At 42.5% G+C, this 23191-nt stretch carries 21 protein-coding genes; 15 read left to right on the top strand and 6 right to left on the bottom strand.

Annotated elements, in window-relative coordinates; all coding sequences use genetic code 11:
* Positions 1-21: 21 nt before the first annotated feature.
* The gene (locus tag ACMVDV_RS03030; RefSeq protein ID WP_416157143.1) at positions 22-864 is read right to left on the bottom strand and encodes a substrate-binding periplasmic protein; all 843 of its coding nucleotides are present in this window, start codon (positions 862-864) and stop codon (positions 22-24) included.
* A 166-nt stretch (positions 865-1030) separates the two neighbouring features.
* Positions 1031-2251 (bottom strand): gephyrin-like molybdotransferase Glp, encoded by a 1221-nt coding sequence (glp, locus tag ACMVDV_RS03035; RefSeq protein ID WP_416157144.1) that lies wholly within the window; start codon positions 2249-2251, stop codon positions 1031-1033.
* Positions 2252-2298: 47 nt separating this feature from the next.
* Here glp and modA point away from each other — a divergent pair, with 47 nt between their 5' ends.
* The 15 genes from modA to ACMVDV_RS03110 all read left to right on the top strand — a co-directional run bounded on the left by modA (position 2299) and on the right by ACMVDV_RS03110 (position 17221).
* Positions 2299-3048 carry a molybdate ABC transporter substrate-binding protein gene (gene modA / locus ACMVDV_RS03040; protein WP_416157145.1) on the top strand — a complete coding sequence of 250 codons (750 nt, stop codon included), beginning with the start codon at positions 2299-2301 and terminating at the stop codon, positions 3046-3048.
* Positions 3042-3734 carry a molybdate ABC transporter permease subunit gene (gene modB, locus ACMVDV_RS03045; RefSeq protein ID WP_416157146.1) on the top strand — a complete coding sequence of 231 codons (693 nt, stop codon included), beginning with the start codon at positions 3042-3044 and terminating at the stop codon, positions 3732-3734. The genes modA and modB overlap by 7 nt, the downstream gene beginning before the upstream one ends.
* On the top strand, positions 3721-4746 hold the full coding sequence (locus tag ACMVDV_RS03050) for an ATP-binding cassette domain-containing protein (protein WP_416157147.1): 1026 nt from the start codon (positions 3721-3723) through the stop codon (positions 4744-4746). Before modB ends, ACMVDV_RS03050 begins: the two co-directional genes overlap by 14 nt.
* 223 nt (positions 4747-4969) lie before the next feature.
* The gene (locus ACMVDV_RS03055; RefSeq protein ID WP_416157148.1) at positions 4970-6439 is read left to right on the top strand and encodes a NarK family nitrate/nitrite MFS transporter; all 1470 of its coding nucleotides are present in this window, start codon (positions 4970-4972) and stop codon (positions 6437-6439) included.
* Positions 6440-6449: 10 nt separating this feature from the next.
* The gene (locus ACMVDV_RS03060; RefSeq protein ID WP_416157149.1) at positions 6450-8222 is read left to right on the top strand and encodes a protein kinase domain-containing protein; all 1773 of its coding nucleotides are present in this window, start codon (positions 6450-6452) and stop codon (positions 8220-8222) included.
* Positions 8223-8387: 165 nt separating this feature from the next.
* A complete protein-coding gene (locus ACMVDV_RS03065; RefSeq protein WP_416157150.1) occupies positions 8388-9881 on the top strand; it encodes an FAD-dependent oxidoreductase in 1494 nt (497 codons plus the stop codon).
* A gap of 9 nt (positions 9882-9890) precedes the next feature.
* Positions 9891-12587, top strand: coding sequence for a molybdopterin-dependent oxidoreductase (locus ACMVDV_RS03070; protein ID WP_416157151.1), 2697 nt, complete (start codon positions 9891-9893; stop codon positions 12585-12587).
* 48 nt (positions 12588-12635) lie between these two features.
* Positions 12636-13619: a GTP 3',8-cyclase MoaA gene (gene moaA / locus ACMVDV_RS03075; protein WP_416157152.1), complete on the top strand. Its 984-nt coding sequence runs from the start codon at positions 12636-12638 to the stop codon at positions 13617-13619.
* A 4-nt stretch (positions 13620-13623) separates the two neighbouring features.
* Positions 13624-14232, top strand: coding sequence for a molybdenum cofactor guanylyltransferase (gene mobA, locus ACMVDV_RS03080; RefSeq protein ID WP_416157153.1), 609 nt, complete (start codon positions 13624-13626; stop codon positions 14230-14232).
* Positions 14225-14758 (top strand): molybdenum cofactor biosynthesis protein B, encoded by a 534-nt coding sequence (gene moaB, locus ACMVDV_RS03085; protein ID WP_304184477.1) that lies wholly within the window; start codon positions 14225-14227, stop codon positions 14756-14758. The genes mobA and moaB overlap by 8 nt, the downstream gene beginning before the upstream one ends.
* Positions 14759-14760: 2 nt before the next feature.
* Positions 14761-15231, top strand: a complete 471-nt coding sequence (moaC, locus tag ACMVDV_RS03090) for a cyclic pyranopterin monophosphate synthase MoaC (protein ID WP_416157154.1) — start codon at positions 14761-14763, stop codon at positions 15229-15231.
* Positions 15209-15481: a molybdopterin converting factor subunit 1 gene (gene moaD, locus ACMVDV_RS03095; protein WP_304184473.1), complete on the top strand. Its 273-nt coding sequence runs from the start codon at positions 15209-15211 to the stop codon at positions 15479-15481. The genes moaC and moaD overlap by 23 nt, the downstream gene beginning before the upstream one ends.
* Positions 15481-15942, top strand: a complete 462-nt coding sequence (locus ACMVDV_RS03100; protein WP_416157155.1) for a molybdenum cofactor biosynthesis protein MoaE — start codon at positions 15481-15483, stop codon at positions 15940-15942. The genes moaD and ACMVDV_RS03100 overlap by 1 nt, the downstream gene beginning before the upstream one ends.
* Positions 15943-16214: 272 nt before the next feature.
* The gene (locus ACMVDV_RS03105) at positions 16215-16763 is read left to right on the top strand and encodes a hypothetical protein (protein ID WP_304184469.1); all 549 of its coding nucleotides are present in this window, start codon (positions 16215-16217) and stop codon (positions 16761-16763) included.
* A gap of 116 nt (positions 16764-16879) precedes the next feature.
* On the top strand, positions 16880-17221 hold the full coding sequence (locus ACMVDV_RS03110; RefSeq protein WP_416157156.1) for a PDZ domain-containing protein: 342 nt from the start codon (positions 16880-16882) through the stop codon (positions 17219-17221).
* A gap of 167 nt (positions 17222-17388) precedes the next feature.
* On the opposite strand, the gene ACMVDV_RS03115 is transcribed toward ACMVDV_RS03110, so the two are convergent.
* From ACMVDV_RS03115 to nirB, 4 genes are all read right to left on the bottom strand, one after another.
* A complete protein-coding gene (locus tag ACMVDV_RS03115) occupies positions 17389-18660 on the bottom strand; it encodes a nitrate- and nitrite sensing domain-containing protein (protein WP_416157157.1) in 1272 nt (423 codons plus the stop codon).
* 283 nt (positions 18661-18943) lie between these two features.
* Positions 18944-19807, bottom strand: coding sequence for a uroporphyrinogen-III C-methyltransferase (cobA, locus tag ACMVDV_RS03120; protein ID WP_416157158.1), 864 nt, complete (start codon positions 19805-19807; stop codon positions 18944-18946).
* 14 nt (positions 19808-19821) lie between these two features.
* Positions 19822-20178 carry a nitrite reductase small subunit NirD gene (nirD, locus tag ACMVDV_RS03125; protein ID WP_416157159.1) on the bottom strand — a complete coding sequence of 119 codons (357 nt, stop codon included), beginning with the start codon at positions 20176-20178 and terminating at the stop codon, positions 19822-19824.
* Positions 20165-22735: a nitrite reductase large subunit NirB gene (gene nirB / locus ACMVDV_RS03130; RefSeq protein WP_416157160.1), complete on the bottom strand. Its 2571-nt coding sequence runs from the start codon at positions 22733-22735 to the stop codon at positions 20165-20167. The genes nirD and nirB overlap by 14 nt, the downstream gene beginning before the upstream one ends.
* Positions 22736-23191: the final 456 nt, after the last annotated feature.

Genomic DNA, 23191 nt, shown 5'->3' on the forward strand with positions numbered 1-23191 from the left:
TGCGAACATTTAAGCGCCCAGTTATTTGCGGCTACACTGGTGTTTCTTTGCTTCAATATAGCTTAAAAGTTCATCTTGCTCTTTCATTTTATTTATCTCGTTATTGAGATCGGCTAAAATTTCCTGCCACTGTGGGTTGGCTTTACTTACCGAGTAATATAAAGGCTTGTAAGCAAGTGCAGGGGACAATGCCACCAGCGCATTTTTCATTTGCTGTTTTTCTGTTTCGAAGAGCTGAGACTTTTCAATACTTGCAATTAACACGTCAAAATCAGCTACAATCAAGTCAACCCGCAGGTTCATGAGTAAATGAATTTGCTGGAACTCATTGTTAGCAACAATGGTACTAATTTGTTTTGAGTTAATCAGTTTGTCGAGTTCTGGGGTGTTTTTATACGAGCGAACTACACCAATAGTTTGATCTTTTATTGACTCTAAACTGCCGTCATAGTTTGACTTTCTGCCGCTTAGTCCGATCAGTGACAAGTTGCCACCGGGTATAGCCGTGGATAAAGCCATTAAGTCGTTACGTGTTTTACCTTGCCTATTTTCTGACATAACTTCAGCATCAATAAAATACTCAGGAAACAAAATATCCGCATTGCCTAATTCCGCAGCTCTAAGCGCTCGCGCCCATGGGAAAAACTCTATATGCACACCATAGCCTTTTTGCAGCAGTAGTTTAACGGTTAGTTGAAAAAGCCAGCCATTGTTGCAAAGTGATTCATCAATATAGGGGGGCCAATTTAAAGTGACTAGCTTTAAACGTTTTTTGGCCTCAATATTATAAGCATAGCCATATTCATAGCGTACAGCTGGTGCAATGATCGTTTGCTCACCGACTTGATAAGCAACAGTGGTCATAGTCGCGTGGGTGCACCCACTGAACAAAAATAAAAAGAGTAAGTACTTTCTCATTTATTTGATAAGTTTTTGTAATTATTCTTACAGCTTAGTCGCATATGTACATTTAACAACTTAAAAAGGCGATAACTAAAGTTAATAAAAAGAATAAGTTGCTAATGCCCATCTATTTAAACATTTCAATTTCCACTCGGGTGCCTTCAGCTACATCTGCGGAATCCGCTGGGAGGACGATAAAGCAGTTTGCCTTACTCATTGATGTCAGCACGCCAGAACCTTGATAAGGCAGCGCGCTTACCGTGTAAAAGCCTTCGTTATCAATTGTTGCAATCGCTCTTTGAAAATCAGTGCGCCCTGGGCGTTTTTTAATTGCTGTAGTGGTAATAGCAGTGAGTCTATTTGTTTGTTTTGCGCGAGGTTGGGCCGAGAGGTAATTAAGTGCAGGGCACACCAGTTGCATAAAAGTCACCATTGCAGAGACTGGGTTGCCAGGTAAACCAAAAAAATAGCTGTTAGGAAGTTTACCAAACGCAAAAGGCTTACCTGGTTTCATGGCTATTTTCCAAAATCCGATCTCACCAATCTCGTTCAGCACTTCCTTAGTATAATCTGCATCACCTACAGAGACCCCGCCAGAACTTATAATGACATCTGCAGTTACATCAGCCGTTAAAAATGCGTCTTTTATCGCTGTTTTAGTATCTTTAATGATCCCTAAGTCAATAACGTCAAACGCAAGCTTTTGCAGTGATGAAATAAGTACCGGGCGATTGCTTTCATAAATTGCACCGGCTTTTAATGGTTGTCCTGGCAGTGTTAGTTCATCACCGGTTGAAAATACAGCGACTTTTAATTTTTTGTAGACAGTTAATTGCTCAATGCCCAGCGAGGCAAGTAAACCAAGATCAACAGGAGTTAACTTATGGCCAATGGTTAAAACGGTTTCACCTTTAGTGATGTCTTCACCGGCGCGGCGGATATTATCGGCCATTGTTATTTTTTGATTTATAGTGACACAGTTACCTACTTTAGTGGCGTTTTCTTGCATGATGACTGCATCACAGCCTTTCGGGATGGGGGCGCCGGTCATAATTCTAACGCACTCGCCTGGGCGTAACTGCGGCGCAAAGTATTCGCCAGCAAGCACGGTTCCCACAAGTTGATAGCTGTTAGATGACGATTGGTAACAAATAGCGTAGCCATCCATTGCAGAATTATCATGAATAGGCACATTTATGTCAGAGATCAGCGCTTTGGCTAAAACCCTATCTAAAGAATTGTAAAGGCTGAGCTGTTCATATTGTGCAATGGGTTTTATTGTCGATAAGATATTTTCAATTGCGTCTTCAACCGATAATAAAGCGGATGCATTAAAGCAGTCATTCATATATATTGATTCTTCATATTCATTAGATAATTAAAACAATACTCATAATGTCAATGCTTTACAATAGAGTCTGTTACTATTTTTGGTTTGTGCTATTACTCAATATTAATAGCGTATCGGCAACAGAAAACCTGCATATTGCTGTTGCCAGTAACTTTAAAGCCCCTTTAGAGCAACTTTTAAATAAAGCCCCTTTTGCTGATGAAATTGAAATAACCCTGTCAGCTGGCGCAAGTGGTGTATTGTATTCGCAAATAATCCATGGTGCGCCTTTTGATATGTTTCTTTCAGCCGATGCTAAAAGGCCGGCATTACTAAAGCAACAAGAGTTAATTATTAAGGGGAGTATTCGTACTTACGCAACTGGCGTACTGGCACTTTGGCAACCTGCGCTAAATTCGACAAACTCTTATATAGCCATAGCTAATCCTCGCTCTTCACCTTATGGCGAAGCTGCAAAATATTATAACGACCGTTATCTTAAAACCAACTTATCGTTTGTATTGGCACATAATATTACGCAGGCATTTCAGTTTGTAGACAGCGGCAATGCGGGGCAGGGCATCGTTGCTTTGGCTAGTTTAAAAGCAGCGTATCAACAACACGCTAATGATAAATATTTAGCATATACAGTGCTCCCTTATCAGCAGCACCCAGCCATAACGCAACAAGTTGTGGTGTTAAAATCAACTGACAATTTAGCCGCCGCTAATAAGGTACTGAGCTATTTACTCTCCCCCGCAGTGCAAAGTGAGATCACAGAACTCGGCTATCAAAAGGCCTGTAGCCAATGCTAGAGACAGACTTTACTGCATTATTTTTGACTGTGAAATTAGCGATTATTACCTCTGTATTGTTGCTCATTATTTGCTTCCCAATCGCGTGGCTATTATCAAACTATACAGGTCGTTTGAAACCGTATTTTGAAGCAGTTATTGCCCTACCGCTCGTGTTACCCCCGACATTGCTTGGCTTTTATTTGCTGGTGGCTTTTTCACCTAACACACTGCTTGGCGAGTTTTGGCAAAGTCTGACGGGTCACCAGCTCGCCTTTAGTTTTTCGGGGATTGTATTAGGCTCACTGATCTACTCACTGCCTTTTGTTATGCAACCTTTATTGGTCGGCTTTAACCAAGTAAATAGTCAATATAATAACGCGGCGATTGCGCTTGGTTTTAGTGCTACAAAGCGGTTTTTCTATTTATTGATCCCGTTACTTAAAAGTACGATTTTAAGTGCCTTTTCGCTTGGGTTTGCCCATACACTTGGCGAGTTTGGCTTAGTGTTAATGATTGGCGGCAATATACCTGGTGAAACCCAAGTCGTTTCAATTGCTTTATATGATCACGTTGAAGCGCTTAATTATCAAGCAGCCCATGAGTTATCACTGATTTTATTTGCAATTTCATTTGCTTGTTTAGTTTTACTGTTTAAGTTTAATAGAGCAAGCCTTGGCTTTCGAGGGTCGAATGCTGCAAGTTAATGTTAATCTGCCACTTAAAAACTTTGTTTTGGATGTCGAGTTTGCTATTGAACAGGGCGTGATTGTTGGCGTTTATGGTCCGTCAGGTGCAGGTAAGTCGAGTTTATTAGCTGCAATTAGTGGTGTCAGCGCTGTGCAGTCTGTTACTAATAACCAGCTAAATTTAGCAACGCTTGCACCAGATAAACGCGGTATTTGCTTACAATTGCAAGCGTGTCCGTTGTTCCCTCATTTAAATGTGCAGGGAAATTTAAATTTTGCCTATAAACATCGACCTAAAAATAATAACCAATTAGCAATCGACGAAATTGTCTCTTTATTAGGGCTTGAAGACTTGTTAAACCGTGAGGTTGGCAGTTTATCTGGGGGAGAGCAGCAACGAATTGTGTTTGCGAGAACGTTATTACTTGGCCAGAGTATTATTTTGCTAGATGAGCCTTTTTCTGCGCTCGATTGGCAAAAAAAACAGCGCTTTCTTTCGGCAATTAAATACTTAGCAAAGAATAAAAATATTACCTTTATTATTGTCAGTCATTCCCTGAAAGAGCTTAGTTATTGCGCTGATAAACTACTGCAATTAAGTCGAGGAAAAATAATTCGATTTGGCGATACCGAGGTTATTAGCCAATATATAAATAATGAACAGGGCACTACACATTTTAGCTTTATTAATTTTCAGCAAGCTAGTCAATTAGCTGAGTATAATTTAACAAAAGTCACTCTTAGCCAAAGCCAACAAGTACTTTATATCAATCAGTTTGATGATCGAAACAGCTATAAAATTTGTGTCAACGCGAATGATATCAGTGTTAGTACAGTGCCGGAAAAAAATAGCAGCTGTATAAATAGCCTGCAATGTACGTTTGTGGGTTGTCAGCTGCAGCAGCATGAAGCGCTACTGTATCTTGATGTTGATGGGCAAACTTTATTGTGCAGTCTAAATCCGCTGGCATGGCAGCAACTGGCAATAACAACAGGGCAAACACTGTATGCACAACTGCACGCAATTTAGCCCGCGATTTTGCACCGATACAGCACATTAATATTCCTTTAATAGTGCAACAGGCTTACTTTTTATAATTTTAAAACCCTACCTTATTGAAATTATTGTAAATAATTTTATGGCTTATAATTTGCTCGCTCTTACCTGCTTTTAACTTACTTAGAACTAAAAAACAGTATTAAAAGTATTTTAAGATTTTATTCTAATAAAAATAGCGTCAGGAGCGTGCCGCATGCAGCAAACTACAGGATTCAATTTATTATCATTTCGGGGCAAGATGAAAGTGCTTCATCTTAGTTGGATGGTTTTTTTTGTGTCATTTTTTGTCTGGTTTAATCATGCACCTATGCTAGGTGCAATAGCCGTATCACTGGGGATCAGTATGGCTGAAGTTAAAACCTTACTGATTTTGAATGTCGCATTAACGATACCGGCACGGGTGGTGGTGGGTATGCTCACCGATAAATATGGCCCGCGTATTGTTTATTCTGCTTTACTTATTAGCTGTAGTATTCCGTGCTTTATGTTTGCCGCAGCCACAACCTTTGAACAAGCTGCAATAGCACGTTTTGCGCTGGGGTTTATTGGCGCTGGGTTTGTGGTCGGCATTCGCATGGTCAGTGAGTGGTTTCCTGCTAATGAGCTTGGTATCGCCGAAGGTATTTACGGTGGTTGGGGTAACTTTGGTTCAGCCGCAGCCGCGATGTCATTGCCTGCGATTGCGCTGCTATTTGGCGGTGAAGATGGCTGGCGTTATGCGATTGCTGTTACGGGGGTAATTAGCATCCTATTTGGCCTTATTTGGTTTTTTAATGTGACCGATACCCCAAAGGGAGCAACCTATTTTAAACCGAAAAAAATAGGCGCAATGGAAGTAACCAGTAAAGGCGATTTTGTCTTACTGTTGATCATGAAAATTCCTATGTATGCGGCTATGGCATTATTGAGTTGGAAACTTTCGCCCAGTGGTGCCAATCTTATTTCTGCTAACTTTGTAACAGGCGTTTATGTACTACTTATTGCACTTTATCTGTATGAAGTATATAAAACCTACGATATCAATAAAGCCATTTTTAAACACCCAGTACCAGAGTCACAGCGCTATGAGTTTAAGCAAGTTGCTGTGCTGAATATTTTATATTTTACAACGTTTGGCTCAGAGCTGGCGGTTATTTCTATGTTGCCGCTATTTTTTAGTGAGGTTTTTGCCCTTGATATGGTTTATGCCGGATTACTTGCTTCTGCTTATGCTTTTATGAACCTTGCATCGCGCCCAGGTGGTGGTTGGATCTCCGACAAACTCGGACGCAGAATAACCTTAATTGTGCTAACCATGGGTTTAGCGGTAGGCTATTTAGTGATGGGGCTGGTTGATGCGAGTTGGCCGCTGTGGTTAGCTGTTGTGGCTGCAATGGCGTGCTCGTTCTTTGTGCAAGCCGGTGAGGGCGCTGTTTTTGCGGCGGTGCCACTTATTAAGCGTCGCTTAACTGGGCAAATTGCCGGTATGACAGGCGCTTATGGTAATGTCGGGGCGGTGGTGTATTTAACCGTATTATCAATGGTTGACTATCAAACGTTCTTTTTTGTTATTGCGGGCAGTGCATTAGTGGGGCTGATAGCGTTAATGTTTATGCAAGAACCAAAAGGCCATATCACAGAAGTGAATGAAGACGGCTCGGTTGAATTAATTTCTGTCACATAAGGCGAATTAGATGATAGCTGAAACCGCCAAAGCGAGCAGCCAAGTTAATAAACGCATCGTTAATGAGCATGCTATAAATGAGCTACAGGTGTCATTTGGCGGGCATTCAGCGCCAGGCAATAAAGCCGATAATCAAGACGCTTTTGCAGCCCTGCATACCAAAGGACATGAGCGTGATTACAAAGGGATTGTTGCGTGTATTGCGGATGGCTGTTCAAGCGCTAAATTTGCCAAAGAAGCGGCTAATTTAGCGGTCAGTCACTTTATTAATGAATATTTAGCTACCGAGCCTAGTTGGGCGGTAAAAAAATCAGTCTCTAAAGTGCTGGCCAGTTTAAACTTGTGGCTTTATTCGCAAACGCCGACCAATAGTCAACAAATGCACCGTCAAGCCCATTGGATGACGACTTTTAGTGCACTGATATTAAAATCAACCAGCGGCTATATTTTTCATTTAGGTGACACGCGAGTAGCGCAATTACGCGATGGTGAACTGACTCAATTAACCCGGGATCATAAAGTTAATCAGCATTTAACCAAGGCATTAGGAGCAGAGCTACACCAAGAAGTTGATGTTTATCAGTTTGAGCTAAAACAGCATGATATTTATGTATTGAGCTGTGATGGCGTGCACGACTTTGTTACTCAAACACAATTTATAGAGTGTATTAATAATAACCATGATCTAGAAGCTGTGGCTAAAGCAATCACACAGCGTGCGATTGCACAAGGCAGTGACGACAACGTGAGTTGTTTACTGGTGAAAGTGCAGCAGATCCCCAAAAAATGTTTAGATGAACGATACCGCGATCTTACGAAACGTAAAATTCCAGCGGTATTACAGGTTGGTCAGCAGCTTGATCAGTACAAAGTACTGCGGCAAATATACGCCAGCACTCGTTCACATATTTACTTAGTGCAAAGTAACGAGTATGCCGCACCGGTAGTATTAAAAACGCCCTCTATAAACTTTGCAGAAGACCTCCATTACTTGCAAGGGTTTATGCGTGAAGGGTGGGTTGGCCAGCGTATTAACCATCCCAATGTTATGAAAGTGCTTAGCACTGCCGACGACAGTGTTTTTTTATATCATATTTGTGAATACATGGATGGCCAAACTCTAAGACAATGGCAAGCAGACACACCCGAGCCACAACTGAGCCAAGTGCGAAATATTGCCTTGCAAATCGTGCAAGCTTTGCGCGCTTTTCAGCGCCTCGATATGGTTCATCGTGATTTAAAGCCAGATAACGTGATGATTGATGCGCACGGTAACGTAACTTTGATTGATTATGGCACCGTAAAAATTGCCGCCATGCATGATGATATTAATCAAATAGTGGATGAATGTCCGCAAGGCACACTCGGTTACACAGCCCCTGAAACACTGCTCACTTTAAACGCCGATTTTAAAAGTGACTTATTTTCACTTGCTGTGATTATCTACGAACTATTATCTGGGCAGTTACCGTATAAATCGTTATCTTCTACTCAACAAACACCTTCAGGTAGCACTTTTTGGCATTATCGCAGCATTCGTGACTACCGTAGTGATATCCCCTTTTGGTTCGATCAAACGTTAATGAAAGCCACGGCGGTAAAGCCTGAGCATCGCTATAGTTCATTTTCAGAGTTTATTAACGACCTCAACACCCCTAACTCACAGCTGAGTATGACGGTAATAGACAACCCCGCTTTTTATCAGCGTAACCCAGTGATGGTATGGCAAGTGATCGCAATTTGTTTGTTCCTTTGCTTACTCACGGTGCTGATCATTAAATAACTAGCAGTATCACTGTGGTGCAAGTAATGGATCCTAGTGGTGCTGTACCTAACTTTCAATATTTTTTTAAAAGTTAAGTTGTTGTATATATTATATTTAAATGTTTGGTATAGCCCTTGCTTTAATTGTTAATAACAATAAATACATAGCAAGTAAGGTGAACTGATGAACCGCAAACAACGAGTCGTTGTCGTCGGCAATGGAATGGTTGGGCATCATTTCGTAGAGCAAATTACCAGTCTTATCAACCCTAATACGGGTGTCGAAGTGACTGTACTCAGTGGCGAAGAGCGGTTAGCTTACGATAGAGTGCACTTATCAGCGTTTTTTGCTGGCAAAACAGCCAACGACCTTGCGTTAACTAACGAGCAAATATATGCGGATTGGCAAGTGCGTTTTTACACCAATGCAAAAGTCACCGATATAAACCGGCTAAAGCAGCAAGTAACGACCAGTGAAGGTGCAACCTTTGATTATGACAAGCTGGTATTGGCAACCGGCTCATTTCCTTTCGTACCACCCATTCCAGGTAAAGACCGTGAACATTGCTTAGTGTATCGCACCATTGCTGATTTAAACGCGATCAAACACTCTGCCAGCAGCAGTAAAGTGGGGGTGGTGATTGGTGGTGGTTTACTCGGTTTAGAAGCCGCGAATGCACTTAAACAGCTGGGCCTTGAAACCCATGTTGTAGAGTTTGCCCCACAACTAATGGGCGTGCAAGTCGATGGCGGCGGCGGACGATTACTGAAAGATAAAATTACCGCATTAGGTGTGCAGGTGCATACCTCAATGGCCACAGAAGCAATAGTCGATGGCGAACACTGTCGTTACAAAATGTGTTTTAAAGGTGGCGAGACACTTGAAACGGATCTGATTTTATTTTCCGCAGGGATCCGCCCCTATGACAATTTAGCCCGAGAATTTGATTTAGCTGTTGGTGAGCGTGGCGGCATTGTTATTAACAACTATTGCCAAACGTCAGATCAAAATATTTACGCTATTGGCGAATGTGCGCTGTGGTGTAATTTTATCTTTGGTTTAGTGGCACCGGGTTACGCGATGGCTAAAATCGCAGCGAAACATATTTTATTTAACAACACTGATGATGCATTTAATGGTGCTGATATGAGCACTAAATTAAAACTAATGGGGGTTGAAGTGGGCTCCATTGGTGATGCTCATGCACGGACGCAAGGCGCTCGTAGTTATGTTTTTGACGATCAACTCAGCGGTGTTTACAAAAAAATAGTCACCAATCAAGCAGGCACTCAGGTGATTGGTGCAGTACTGGTGGGCGATACCAGCGATTATGACAACTTACTACAATATCACTTGCACGACTTAGCCCTTAATATTGCCCCTGAATCACTTATTTTACCGCTTGCGCCAACACCAGATACGATTTCAATCGCAGATTTAGCTGCTGATGCACTGATCTGCAGTTGTCACCAAGTAACTAAACACACGATTGAACAAGCCGTGTTAGCCGGCGCCAATGATTTAGTTGGTGTACAAACAGTCACCAAAGCCTGCACCGGCTGTGGCAGTTGCGAAAGCCGAGTAAATTGTATTATCGAACACAGCTTAGCCATCACTCAAGCAGAGCCTAAGCGACTCAGTGATGACGCATTGATCCCCGTAACCGAACTTGCATAAGAGAGCGCCATGACCCCTTTAAAAGAGAGTTTAATTCAAACAACATGTGCGTATTGTGGTGTGGGCTGCGGCGTGGACGTTGCCTTAGCGGGCAATCAACCGACACAGCTAGAAGGGATGCCAGAGCACCCTGCAAACTACGGGCGGTTATGCGTAAAAGGCAGCCATTTATTAGATACTATTAGCAATGATAATCGCCTTAGCGCACCAGAAATTAACAATAAACAAGTAAGCTGGTCTGTGGCGAGTAATTACGTGGCGAGTGAATTCAGCAAAATAATTGCCGAGCACGGCCCAGATGCGGTGGCTTTTTATGTCTCTGGGCAGTTGTTAACCGAAGATTATTACATCGCCAATAAATTCATGAAAGGTTATATTGGTTCGGCCAATATTGATACCAATTCACGCTTGTGTATGTCTTCTGCGGTGGCGGGTTATAAACGCGCTTTTGGTGAAGATGTAGTGCCTTGTGATTATGAAGACTTAGAGCACACCGAACTGCTTATTTTAATTGGCTCTAATGCGGCGTGGACGCACCCAGTGTTATATCAACGTATCGCCCGAGCAAAGCGCATAAACCCGACCATGAAAGTGGTGGTTATCGATCCAAGACGAACCGATAGTGCAGAGCTGGCCGATACGTTTTTACAAATAAAGCCAGGCACAGATGCCGCACTGTATAACGGTTTATTACGTTACTTAGCGGATAACCAACTGCTTGATAATGATTTTATTGCAAAGCACACCGATGATTTTGCAACTGCATTAGCAGCAACGCAGTCGTGGACGATAGATGAGGTTGCCAGCTATTGTGAACTAAGTCGCCACGAAGTTAGCCAATTTTATAGCGAGTTTGCCAATAGCGCCTCAGCAATTAGCTTTTACTCAATGGGCATTAATCAATCATCGTCAGGGGTTGATAAATGTAATGCGATTATTAATGCCCATTTAGCGTCAGGGAAATTATTAAAAACAGGCTCTGGGCCGTTTTCTATTACTGGTCAACCCAATGCCATGGGCGGACGTGAAGTAGGCGGGCTGGCAAATCAACTCGCTGCGCACTTGGACATTGAGAACGTGCAACATCAATCGTTAGTAAAGCGCTTTTGGCAATCACCAACGATCGCCACGCAAGCAGGCGCGAAAGCACTGGATATGTTTGCTGCGATCCGCGCTGGTAAAATCAAAGCGGTGTGGATCATGGCGACCAACCCGATGGTTAGCCTACCAAATACCAATGCGATAGCAGAAGCACTGAAAGCCTGTGAACTGGTGGTGGTATCGGATTGCGTGGCAAGTAACGACACCCTTGATTATGCCCATGTCAAACTGCCCAGCACTGGTTGGGGAGAAAAAGAAGGCACAGTGACCAATTCAGAGCGCCGTATTTCTCGCCAAAGAGCAATTATCGCGCCGTTCGCTGGCGCAAAAAACGATTGGCAGATACTCTGTGAAGTAGCTAAAAACATGGGCTTTAGTGGTTTTGATTTTACCCAGCCAAGTGAAATTTTTGATGAGTGGGCACGTTTAACGAGCTTTGAAAATAACGGGTCACGGCAGCTTAATTTATCTGCTTTAGCGGGCATGAGCAGTCGCGAATATAATGCCTTGAGGCCTATCCAATGGCCGTGTATTAAAGGCGATAACTACCAGCATGGGCAAGTGTTCAGCCAAAATCAATTCAGCACAATGAATAAAAAAGCGCGTTTTATTGCCATTACGCCACAACTACCCAAGCAAGTTACCTCAACTGAATATCCATTAGTGATGAACTCTGGGCGGATCCGCGATCAATGGCACACCATGACGCGCACGGGCAAATCAGCCACGCTTTCAACCCATATTACCCGCCCTTATATTGAGCTTCATCCACAAGATGCGAGCCGGCTTGGCATCAACAATGATGACCTAGTGCGAGCGCAGTCGAAGGTGGGCGAAGTGATAGCGAATGCCAAAATTACCGATTCGCTCAGAGCGGGTGAATGCTTTATGCCGATCCATTGGAATCAGCAATTTGCATCATCAGCTAATGTTGGCAAATTATATTCATCCATTGCTGATCCTATTTCAGGTCAACCAGAAACGAAGTTTACGGCCATAAAGCTGCAACCGGTAGAGTTTAGCCAATATATGGATGTATTCGTTAATAAGCAAAGCAACTGCCAGGCTGACATAACGGCGCAAAGTGACTATTGGCTAAAAATCAATGCCAGCAATTGCAGCCAATATCAGCTCGCTTTTAACGAAGTTGTGCCAGATGCACTTTACTGGTGCCAACAAAGCAGTGGCATCAAAGGGCAGTGGTCAGGTTTTTATGAAGGCGCTACGCAACGTATTCAATGTATTGCCAATGGTCGATTAGTGTTTGTGGCGATGATAACTGATGTGCAAGTAACCACGTCAATTGAGTGGATCAATCACTTGTTTAGCCAATCGGCACTGAACTATGCACAACTGCAGTCATTATTAACGGCCACACCTGACGAAGAGTTTAGCCAAGGGCGACAAATTTGTAGCTGCTTTAAAGTTAGAGAAAAACCAATTGTCGAGGCGATTAAAGCCGGAGCTCATCGGGTTGATGAACTGGGCTTGCAGTTGCAGTGCGGGACTAATTGTGGCTCATGTAAAACTGAGTTAAGTCAGCTTATTAAACGCCACGCAGTGATTGATAAAGGGCAGCAAATTGATGTGCTGATCACGGTGTAATTGCTATGCCACAGCTAATGTATATAAAAATAATAAGTAGAACAGTTTATGCTTGAAGATAAATTTGGACGTCGCTTTAATTATTTAAGACTCTCGATCACCGATGTCTGTAATTTTAGTTGTAGCTATTGCCTACCGAATGGCTACCAATGTGATACGCCGCGTGAGTTCTTAACACAAGCAGAAATTACCACTGTAGTGAGTGCTTTTGCCAAGCTAGGCACTAAAAAAATTCGCTTAACGGGCGGCGAGCCATGCCTACGTAAAGATTTGCCTGAGATCATCAAACGTTGTAAAGCCACCAGCGGAATTAGCGAAGTGGCGCTGACAACCAATGGGTTTAACTTATTAAACAATGTTGATGAATATAAAGCGGCAGGGCTTGATGCCATTAATGTCAGTATCGATAGCTTAGATCCGAAAATGTTTAAACTAATAACTGGCCACGACAAGCTACAACATATTTTAAACGGCATTGCACGAGCTCAGCAGATTGGCATTAAGCGTATTAAAGTTAATGCCGTATTGGCGAAAGCATTTAATCATAACCAGCTAAAAGATTACCTTGCTTGGATAAAGCACCAGAGAGTAACAGTGCGCTTTATTGAATTGATGGAAACCGGTAATGGCACGCAATTTTTTGAACAAAATCATTTAAGCGGTCAAGGCGTTAAAGATAGTTTGCTAGCAGCGGGCTGGTTACAAGTCGTGAAGGGCAAGTTAAATGGCCCTGCGCAAGAGTTTTGGCATCCCGATTATCAAGGTCGTATTGGCTTGATCATGCCTTACAGCAAAGACTTTTGCCAAAGCTGCAATCGTTTACGTGTCTCGGCACTGGGTAAATTACATTTGTGTTTATTTGCTGATCAAGGTATCGACTTACGCAGTGCATTAAATAGTGGCAGCACTGAACACGCCGCTGAGCAAACGATTAAACTGATCCGCAGCGCAATGAGTAACAAAACCATTAGTCACGAGCTTGATAAGCGCTTAACTGGCGCAACCAAGCATTTAGCGATGTTAGGAGGGTAGAACAATGGCTGTGACTGGGTTAGTGCTCGCTGGTGGTAAATCTTCACGCATGAAAACCAATAAGGCCGAGCTGCTGTTTGGCGATAAAACCTTGCAACAACGCAGTGTTGATTTATTGCACAGTGTGGGGCTGAGTGATGTATTAATTAGTCGTAACGGATGTCATGCAAATGCAGATTATCTGCCTGATATATATCCAAATAGGGGGCCGCTTGGGGGAATTTATAGCGCCCTTAAACACACAGCTAACGACTTGTTGGTCGTGGCGATTGATATGCCATTACTTAATCGCGCGTTATTAACGCGTTTACTGAATTTTTATGAGCAGCAGAAAATACACAATAAAACCATGAATCTAGCGCATTTTAGTCAGTTTCCATTGCCCATTTATATTAACAATAACCAAGTGACACAGCATTATTTACGCGCCACGCTCAGCGCAATTGACAGTAATTGCTCCATTAAACAGTTTATAAAAACATGCCACGGTGAGTCGCTTGCCAGCTCACAAACCGACGCATTTAGTAATATTAATACCCCAGTGCAATACAACCAATTATGTAAAACGCACGGTATCAATCAATTTAAAAAAGAAGTAATAAATCATGACTAGTACAACAGATAACAGTGTGGTTAATATCGCGGTTCTAACCGTCAGTGATACGCGCAATGAAAATACCGATAGTTCAGGGCATTATTTAGTACAGGCGCTACAAGATGCAGGGCATCAATTGCTTGATAAAAAAATCGTTAAAGATGATGTATATCAAATGCGGGCAATTGCCTCGCAATGGATTGCAGATGAAACTATTCAAGCCATTTTAGTGACCGGTGGCACAGGTTTTACTGAGCGAGACTCAACGCCGGAGGCAATGCTGCCGTTATTTGATAAAACCGTCGACGGCTTTGGCGAGCTATTTAGGCATATTTCATACAGCGAAATTGGCAGCTCGACGATTCAATCTCGGGCGCTTGCGGGGCTTGCAAATAACACCGTTATATTTTGTATGCCAGGTTCCACTGGGGCGTGCAAAACAGCGTGGACGGGCATTATTGAGCAGCAATTAAGCGCAACGTTTAAGCCCTGTAATTTTGTGCCACATATTAGCATTGGCAGTCGCTGTAAAGCTCGGGGGTAAGCATGTTAAGTCATATTGATGAGCACGGCCAAGCGAATATGGTTGATGTTTCACTAAAACAAATCACCGCCCGTGAAGCGATGGCACAAGGGATGATATCGATGTCTAAACTGGCATTTTCAGAGGTTGTTGCCAATGAGAATAAAAAAGGCGATGTGATCGGGGTTGCGCGTATTGCTGGTATTCAAGCGGCAAAGAAATGCGCGGATCTGATACCTCTGTGTCACCCGCTGGCGTTGACCAAAGTGACGGTTGATTTTGAACTAGATCAGCAAAACTGCATCATAAAAATAACCAGTTTATGTAAACTCGCAGGCAAAACTGGGGTTGAAATGGAAGCACTCACCGCAGTATCAGTAGCCGCACTGACATTATTTGATATGTGCAAAGCCGCTGATCCTGATATGGAAATTCATTCTATTCGGGTGATAAAAAAATCAGGAGGTCAACATGGCGACTGGCAACGACGCTGAGCAAGTTAGGCTATTGTTTTTTGGTCAACTTAAAGAGCGCTTACAGTGTGCAAGCTATACTATAGCTATTAAGCAACCGCTTTCAATTGAACAGTTAAAAGCACACTTAGTCAGCTTACAGCCAAGTTGGCAAGCAGCGCTTAATAATGACTTACTGATAGCGGCAGTTAATCAGCAAATAGCGCAGCAGCAAGCCATTGTAAAAGGGGGGGATGAAGTGGCCTTTTTCCCACCTGTGACGGGGGGCTAATGAGTATTGAAATTACCATCAGCCATGATGATTTTGATATTGCAGTGCTGCATCATGCACTGCAAATCGGTAACGTCCAGCAAGGCGCAGTGGTTACTTTTACAGGCTTAGTAAGAGAATTTAGTCGTGGCGACAACGTGGTGGCACTTGAGCTTGAGCATTACCCACAAATGACCGAGCAACTACTTTTAAGCATTGCCGAGCAAGCTCAAAACCGTTGGCAACTGGGCAGAATTAGCATTTATCATCGAATTGGTTATCTCCCCCTTGGCGAGCAAATTGTATTTGTGGGTGTGAGTAGCAAACACCGGCAAAGCGCCTTTGATGGTGCGCAATTTATTATGGATTATTTAAAAACCCAAGCCACGTTTTGGAAAAAAGAACATTTCAGTCATTCTTCGCAGTGGGTTGAATTTAAAGCCAGTGATGTACAGGCACAACAAAAATGGGTAGTAGATTGAAACCATACACAATAAAACAGTTCGCAGTCATCTATCAGCGTAAATTTATATATACCGTGGTTGTTATTTTGTCCAATAACGTGATTACCAATCGTTTTGGGATGTAACAACAAGTTTATTTTATAACATTTGCAATAAGTTATTTACATGAACATGATTTAGTGGAAGTATATTACGCTGTAATATACGCCGTTTTGGCGGTTATAATCCCCCCAAATTGGATCGAATAAACGTTATGCCGTAGCGGCTATTAATTAAATATAGGTGAAGAAATGAAAAGGATTTTAATCGGTGCGTTGCTCGTTGTGATACAAGGATGTGCGAATGTACCTAAGGACACCGGGCAATTACCCCCAGCACCTTGTATCGGTAGCACTGTGATTGCAGGCGATTTAGGTAACCAATTTAAGCAGGTTCAGGACCCGGCGCTTCTTGCTCAGGCAATCGGTGAGCCCTTAAAGGGCAAGTTATGTCAGGGTACTGTTTATGAAAGTACAGATGAGGTGACAATCTATCGTGCATGGAACAGTACAAACCCGCAGAGTGAGTTTGGTCAGTGGTGGTCATTTCAATTCCCGTCAGGAAATACAGCCAAATATAGAGAAGACTATGAAATTTGTTATCAATGGTCACCGCTCGATAAGTTGGTGAAATGTACCTTGAAGGCGGGAACGAAAGTTGTTGTAGGTAATGGTCAAAGCGCCCAATGCTCAGAATATCTAAGTTATCCAGTTTCGCAGCAGCAACAAGTTTTTATCACGAATGCATCTGATGCTGTCGAGAGTTGTGAAGGCTACGATAGTGTGATGAGTTGGAAATAGGATTACATTAGCCACAGCATACAAAGCACTTATGGGGACCCCCAAACGCTTGCTTAACTATGGCAAGCGTTTGGCACAGCTAATGCTGTGTTTCGGTTTTTAAAGGAGTAAGGCGTTTGAATTCAATTAGGAAGATAATATTAATTAGTTTGTTTTTACCATTTGCTGCTCTCGCCGAAGGTAAAATTGGCATTGTCGCAGGTGTGTCTGTTGATGGATTCTTTAGTCCTGAAATAACCGAGTTTAAAATTGATAACGTTCAGTCTGGATCCCCAGCAGAAAAAGCTGGAATTAAAGTTGGCCAATTGGTTATTGAACTGGATGGTTGCAAAATCCCAGGCTGCCCAGCGGATAAAGCTAAAAAACTAATGGCTAAAGAAACAGGTGAAATATTACCATTACTAGTTAAAAACTTAGATGGTAGTGAGGTTTTGTTAAAAATCCATGTCGGTGAGTAAAAAGCTAACACATATGAGCCTTTAGCCAATAGGCATTATTGTTTTTTTGACCGTTTATGGTCAACTCTAAACCACTAAACAAAGTCGTTTATTGCGTTGCCGGCTAGGTCTTTTTCTCTAAAGCCACTTCGATCATCATAGCGAGTTTACAGCGCTTAATATTCTACTTAATCTACCAGCGTAATAATTTGCTCTGCGACTTTATGTAAACTGACGTGGTTATCCATGGCTTGTTTTTGTAATTTTTTATGCGCTTGGGCTTCAGTTAATTTTAACTGTTCAATTAATATAAACTTAGCCTGGTTAATGATTTTTTGTTCATTGATGACTTTTCTGGCTTCACTCAGTGCATTATTGATCTGTTTTATATGCTGACTTTGCTCGGCTATCAAATCATACATGGTTTTATTTGCAGCGAGTTTTTCGGCGGCAATATTAGTGTTTGCATAGCCATTTAGCTCAGCAGATAAAAGCGTAGCGGTGGTTGCTATACTAAAGTCTGGGCTGTCTTTAGTCAGTATAGCGAGCGTGCCTTGGTGGGTGTCTAAACTTTGTTTCGCTGCAATGATCTGCTCTTTTGCTGCTGCTATTAAACGCTTAGAAATTTGTTGCTCTATTTGATGCATAATATCGATGCGGGCGGTAGCTACGTCAAACCAAACTTCACTGAGCTGCGACACTTCTTGGTTATTGTTTGGCGCTAATTGCTGCAGCATAGTGCGTAACTTGTCTATTTCTTGGTTTGACTCATCCTGTAACAGTAGCTTGTAGCTTGCTGTGAGTTGCTCATCTGCATATTGGCTAAAAAATTCAAAACTGGTTTGTTGGTTGTGTTGAAAATGGCTTAACAATGCTTTTTGTTCAGTATCAAACTTATTACTGGCAAAAGCCATTGCACCATATGCACGCTCTTGTCCTGCGTATTCTTTGCCTTGCATAAAGTTAAAATAAGCAACTAATAGTCGGGTGATCACAGGATCACTGGCACCATCCGCGGTTTCTAAAAATACATTTAATAAGCTGGTAATTATTTGCGTAAAAGACTGCGTAGCTTGACTCGCACTGAGTGCTTGTTTGGCTACTTTTTCACGTAATGAATAAAGTGTATCGAGTGATTGTAGGCTGATAGTTATTAAATTATATAGGCGGCTATTACCAACCCCTGGTTTGGTACATAAATAGGTTTGCGCAAGTGACTCAAACAAGGCTTGTTGTAATACATTAGAGTGCTTTATTTGTTGTTGCAGTTGCTGTTCAAAAAGCGTTCTGTTTGAGGCGAGGTAAATATTACTCATCGCTCGCTCTTTTTGTAGTTGATGCACAAACTGGCCGAGTTTAATCAGGTTGTAACAACTTTTTTGTAATTGTTCTAACGCATGGATCTCTTCGTATTTAGCGGCTAATAGAAATTTTTTAGTGAGCGAATTATTGTGAGCCATAGATAGTTATTTTTGGGTTGTTATTTATGCTAACAGTTGCAACCTTCATTCCAGTTAAAAATAAACCATAGCTTTATAAAAATTAAAATTAAAATGTATTAATAACAACAGCTTAAAAATAAATTGTGAGGCTTTGAATTATGCAAAATCGAGTGAACAGGCTAACATGATGTATTTTGGTGCAAGTAATGCACTGCTACGATGCTTATAAAGTGCGCTTGCTCAGTATTTTTACTCCTGTAGATTGAGAGCAAGCGCGCGTATGATTCGTTTTTAATAGGCGTTAAACGCCATAGGCTGTGACATTTAATAACTCGGGGCTAATTGGCATCGTGTGATTGATAACCTCACCGATAATAATCAGCGTAGGACCATGGATCGCCTCAGATGAGGGGATTTTGTATGCTTTATCCAAGGTTGATGTATTAACGCGTTGCTCTAAGGTAGTTGCTTGTTCAACCAGCGCGATGGGGGTATTTTTCGGCCAACCAACCGAAATCAGCCCCGACACCAACTGCTCTAATCTATTTAATCCCATATAAACCACCAATGTGGAATTATCACCATTAGGCATATAGCGGTATTTTTGCCAGTCAGGTTGTTTTTTAGGGTCGCTAAATTGAGCCGTCATAAAGGTGATACTAGCCGCTACGTGACGTTTGGTTAACGGGATCCCCGTATACGCAGACGTGGCGCATGCGGTTGTTACACCGGGAATAATGGCGAACTTTATGGCGGCTTGCTGTAGTGCCTCAGCTTCTTCACAAATACGTGCAAAAATGCTCGGATCGCCGCCTTTTAAACGCACAACGGTTAAACCTTGTTGAGCAAACTTAACGAGTTGTTGGCAAATTTGCGGCTGCGTCATTGAGTGTTTACCAGCGCGTTTACCAACAAATACGCGCTTACAGCTGGCTGGTAGTGAGGTAATGAGTTCATCGGCCACCAGCCAATCATATAAAACCACATCTGCGCTATTTAATATACGCTGTGCTTTGACGGTAATAAGTTCAGGATCGCCTGGGCCTGCGCCGATCAGATACACTTGCCCGGTGTTATTGTTGCGGCTTTGACCAGTACCGTATCGAGTAAAAATGTTATCAAGCCAGTTATTCTCGATGCTTGAAAAATATGAAAATACGCTCATAGTTATCTCACTTTTTAGCTGATTGCACTGGCCGTTAACACAGGCTGGCTACTAATAAAAACCTGATCGTGTTCTATTTTTGTTTTATAGACAGGTACCCGAATTGTTTCTGCTTCTAAGCATTGACCGGTTTTCAGGCAAAAATGCTGTTTATACAAGGGTGAAGCAACGACTAAGCGCGTTTGTAGTGAGCCAACAATGCCTCTGGCTAACACATTGGCTTTGCCGATTGGGTCAAAGTTACTGATAGCAAATACAGACTGCTTATCATTAGGAATATAAAACACGGCAACTTGTTGATTATTAACTTGTGCGCAGATACCACTATGTAAAACTAGATCATTTAATGTACCAATTTTATACCAAGACATCTTCTTGCTCCTGTGTAATTTCTGTTACTGCGATAGGGCGTTGCTGCGTGTATTTAAGTGCACTTTTCTCAGCTTCAGTTGCGGGGCGAATTTGCTTTCGCTCTTGTACAAACACAATGTTTTCATCTGCATCTGGGCTATTCACAAATTGACGGAAGCGTTTAACTGCATTTGGATCTGCAATGGTGCGCTGCCATTCACATGCATAGGTGCTAGTGATATGCGCCATTTGCTGCTCAAGCTCAGCACAAATTCCTAAGCTGTCATCAATCACGACTTGGCGAAGATACTTTAAGCCGCCTTCGAGGTTCTCAAGCCATACCGAGGTACGCTGAAGCTTGTCTGCGGTATTAACGTAAAACATTAAAATACGGTCGATATAGGTGATTAAAGTGGTTGTGTCTAGATCGGTTGCAAATAAGTCTGCGTGACGTGGACGCATGCCACCATTACCACACACATAAAGATTCCAACCACTTTCGGTTGCAATGATGCCGATATCTTTACTTTGCGCCTCAGCGCATTCACGGGTACATCCTGACACGGCCATTTTTATTTTATGCGGCGAGCGCAAGCCTTTGTATCGATCTTCAATAGCAATTGCTTGACCAACACTGTCTTGCACGCCATAACGACACCATGTGCTGCCAACGCAAGACTTAACGGTACGTAATGATTTGCCATAAGCGTGGCCGGTTTCAAACCCTGCGGCTATCAGCTTTTGCCAAATAACAGGCAGTTGCTCAAGGCGTGCGCCAAATAAATCAATACGTTGGCCGCCAGTCACTTTACAATATAGATTAAATTCTTTGGCGACCTCACCCAGTACAATCAGCTTTTCAGCGGTCACCTCGCCACCGGCAATGCGCGGTACCACGGAATATGAACCATCTTTTTGCATATTAGCTAAGTAGTTGTCATTCGTATCTTGCAGGCTGACATGTTGCTCACTCAGGATATAGTCATTCCATGTTGAAGCTAAAATTGAACCCACAGCCGGCTTACATATCTCACAACCATGGCCTTCACCATGACTGCTAAGCAGCTCAGCGAATGTTTTGATTTTTTCAACTTTAACAAGGTGCAATAGCTCTTGACGAGAATAAGCAAAGTGTTCACATAGATGGTTATTGACCTCAACTCCACGCTCGGCAAGTTCAGCATCTACCACTGATTTAAGTAATGCGGTACAGCCGCCACAACCGGTGCTGGCTTTAGTGCAAGTTTTTACTGCGCCAAGTTCGTTTGCGCCATTATCGATAGCGCTGATAATGTCACTTTTACAGACGTTATGGCATGAGCAAATAGTGGCTGTATCGGGTAGGGCACTGCTTGACAGTGTTGGCGCGCCTACGCTGTCTGGTAAAATCAGGCATTCAGGATGTTCTGGCAGCGCCATATCATTGAGCATGTACTGGAGCAGCGTGTCATAGTCGCTGGTGTCACCCACTAACACTGCGCCCAGTAACTTATCACCGCTTTCGTTGAGGACGATTTTTTTATAGCAATCACGAATTGGATCTTGATATATCAGTTCCTTCGCATTGGCTGTCGTGCCATGCGCATCGCCAATCGATCCCACTTCAACGCCTAATAACTTAAGCTTGGTGCTCATATCGGCGCCGTTAAATTGAAGGTCGCCACCTGACAACTGACTTGCTGCAACCCGTGCCATATTGTAGCCAGGGGCGACTAAACCAAATAATTTTTTATCCCATAATGCACATTCACCAATCGCAAAAATATCTTTATTAGACGTTTGGCATGCGTTATTGATCACGATTCCACCGCGTTCACCTAAAGTAAGCCCCGCTTTATTACCTAGGTTATCGTATGGGCGAATACCAGCAGAGAACAACACTAAATCGGTTTCCAGGTGGCTACCATCAGCAAAGTTTAAGCGGTAACGACACTGCTGGCCGGCAACAATCTCACTGGTGGCTTTACCTGTGTGTACGCTAACACCTAAGCTTGCAATTTTGTTTCTGAGTAGCTTTCCGCCTTGCTGATCAAGTTGTACCGCCATTAACTGCGGCGCAAACTCAACTACATGAGTGTGTAAACCGAGTTGTTTTAATGCGTTAGCCGCTTCTAAGCCCAGCAAACCACCACCAATTACAACGCCTACCTTACTATCATCAGCACTTTTTTTTATTTTTTCTAAATCTTCAAGGGTGCGATACACTAAGCAGTGAGATTGGTCATTGCCTTTAATGGGTGGCACGAAAGGGTATGAGCCGGTTGCTAACACTAATTTATCATAGTCATAGATTGTGCCATCAGCAGTGGTGAGCTGCTTTTGCGTAGCGTCAATATGTTCAACCCACTGGCTTGTATGCACAGTAATATTGAGTTTTTGGTAGTTTTCATGTGTCGTTAACGCTAGATCAGCAGCGGTTTTACCATTAAACACACTTGATAAATAGACCCGATCGTAGGCAAGATTTGCTTCACCACACAATACCGTGATCTGCGCATGCTCATCGCTACCACGCATTTGCTCAACAAAATGGTGCCCCACCATGCCATTGCCAATAACGAGAATTTTCTGTGGCATTTGTTTTTTCCTTCATGCTGACGGTTTAAATTTTGGCAATAAAAAAGCCCGCCACAGTAAACCGTTTGGTTAGTGTGTGCGGGCTTCGTTGCCATTACTGCAAAAGCAGTTTTATTTTTATATACCTAGCTAAGCAATATCATTGCCATATTTTTATCTCATTGTTTTTATTTGTAATTGTGTTTTATGAAGTCTGGTAATTTTATTAAATGTTTAACGATGGTGCAGTGCAAGCACATTAACAGTGCAGCTTTATTGGATCTAATTCAGCATCAACATAAAAGCGACTGGTAATAATTAACTACGAGTGAAGATTTGCATTACTAAAAATGGCATCGGGTGATCAAGAGTAGGTAGTGCTCTGATCAATTGAGCTGTAGTTTACTCATTGAAGGTTTCATTGCTGAAGATTGGTACGACAGAGTGGGTTCGAACCACCAACCTTTGGACCGGGTG

It is taken from the genome of Pseudoalteromonas sp. ASV78 (assembly GCF_047806705.1).
GTDB lineage: Bacteria > Pseudomonadota > Gammaproteobacteria > Enterobacterales > Alteromonadaceae > Pseudoalteromonas > Pseudoalteromonas prydzensis_A.

Excerpts from the sequence above, each read along its gene's own strand:
- ACMVDV_RS03030 (WP_416157143.1), bottom strand. The coding sequence starts at position 864 with ATGACCACTGTTGCTTATCAAGTCGGTGAGCAAACGATCATTGCACCA.
- glp (WP_416157144.1), bottom strand. The coding sequence starts at position 2,251 with ATGAATGACTGCTTTAATGCATCCGCTTTATTATCGGTTGAAGACGCA.
- modA (WP_416157145.1), top strand. The coding sequence starts at position 2,299 with ATGTCAATGCTTTACAATAGAGTCTGTTACTATTTTTGGTTTGTGCTA.
- modB (WP_416157146.1), top strand. The coding sequence starts at position 3,042 with ATGCTAGAGACAGACTTTACTGCATTATTTTTGACTGTGAAATTAGCG.
- ACMVDV_RS03050 (WP_416157147.1), top strand. The coding sequence starts at position 3,721 with ATGCTGCAAGTTAATGTTAATCTGCCACTTAAAAACTTTGTTTTGGAT.
- ACMVDV_RS03055 (WP_416157148.1), top strand. The coding sequence starts at position 4,970 with ATGCAGCAAACTACAGGATTCAATTTATTATCATTTCGGGGCAAGATG.
- ACMVDV_RS03060 (WP_416157149.1), top strand. The coding sequence starts at position 6,450 with ATGATAGCTGAAACCGCCAAAGCGAGCAGCCAAGTTAATAAACGCATC.
- ACMVDV_RS03065 (WP_416157150.1), top strand. The coding sequence starts at position 8,388 with ATGAACCGCAAACAACGAGTCGTTGTCGTCGGCAATGGAATGGTTGGG.
- ACMVDV_RS03070 (WP_416157151.1), top strand. The coding sequence starts at position 9,891 with ATGACCCCTTTAAAAGAGAGTTTAATTCAAACAACATGTGCGTATTGT.
- moaA (WP_416157152.1), top strand. The coding sequence starts at position 12,636 with ATGCTTGAAGATAAATTTGGACGTCGCTTTAATTATTTAAGACTCTCG.
- mobA (WP_416157153.1), top strand. The coding sequence starts at position 13,624 with ATGGCTGTGACTGGGTTAGTGCTCGCTGGTGGTAAATCTTCACGCATG.
- moaB (WP_304184477.1), top strand. The coding sequence starts at position 14,225 with ATGACTAGTACAACAGATAACAGTGTGGTTAATATCGCGGTTCTAACC.
- moaC (WP_416157154.1), top strand. The coding sequence starts at position 14,761 with ATGTTAAGTCATATTGATGAGCACGGCCAAGCGAATATGGTTGATGTT.
- moaD (WP_304184473.1), top strand. The coding sequence starts at position 15,209 with ATGGCGACTGGCAACGACGCTGAGCAAGTTAGGCTATTGTTTTTTGGT.
- ACMVDV_RS03100 (WP_416157155.1), top strand. The coding sequence starts at position 15,481 with ATGAGTATTGAAATTACCATCAGCCATGATGATTTTGATATTGCAGTG.
- ACMVDV_RS03105 (WP_304184469.1), top strand. The coding sequence starts at position 16,215 with ATGAAAAGGATTTTAATCGGTGCGTTGCTCGTTGTGATACAAGGATGT.
- ACMVDV_RS03115 (WP_416157157.1), bottom strand. The coding sequence starts at position 18,660 with ATGGCTCACAATAATTCGCTCACTAAAAAATTTCTATTAGCCGCTAAA.
- cobA (WP_416157158.1), bottom strand. The coding sequence starts at position 19,807 with ATGAGCGTATTTTCATATTTTTCAAGCATCGAGAATAACTGGCTTGAT.
- nirD (WP_416157159.1), bottom strand. The coding sequence starts at position 20,178 with ATGTCTTGGTATAAAATTGGTACATTAAATGATCTAGTTTTACATAGT.
- nirB (WP_416157160.1), bottom strand. The coding sequence starts at position 22,735 with ATGCCACAGAAAATTCTCGTTATTGGCAATGGCATGGTGGGGCACCAT.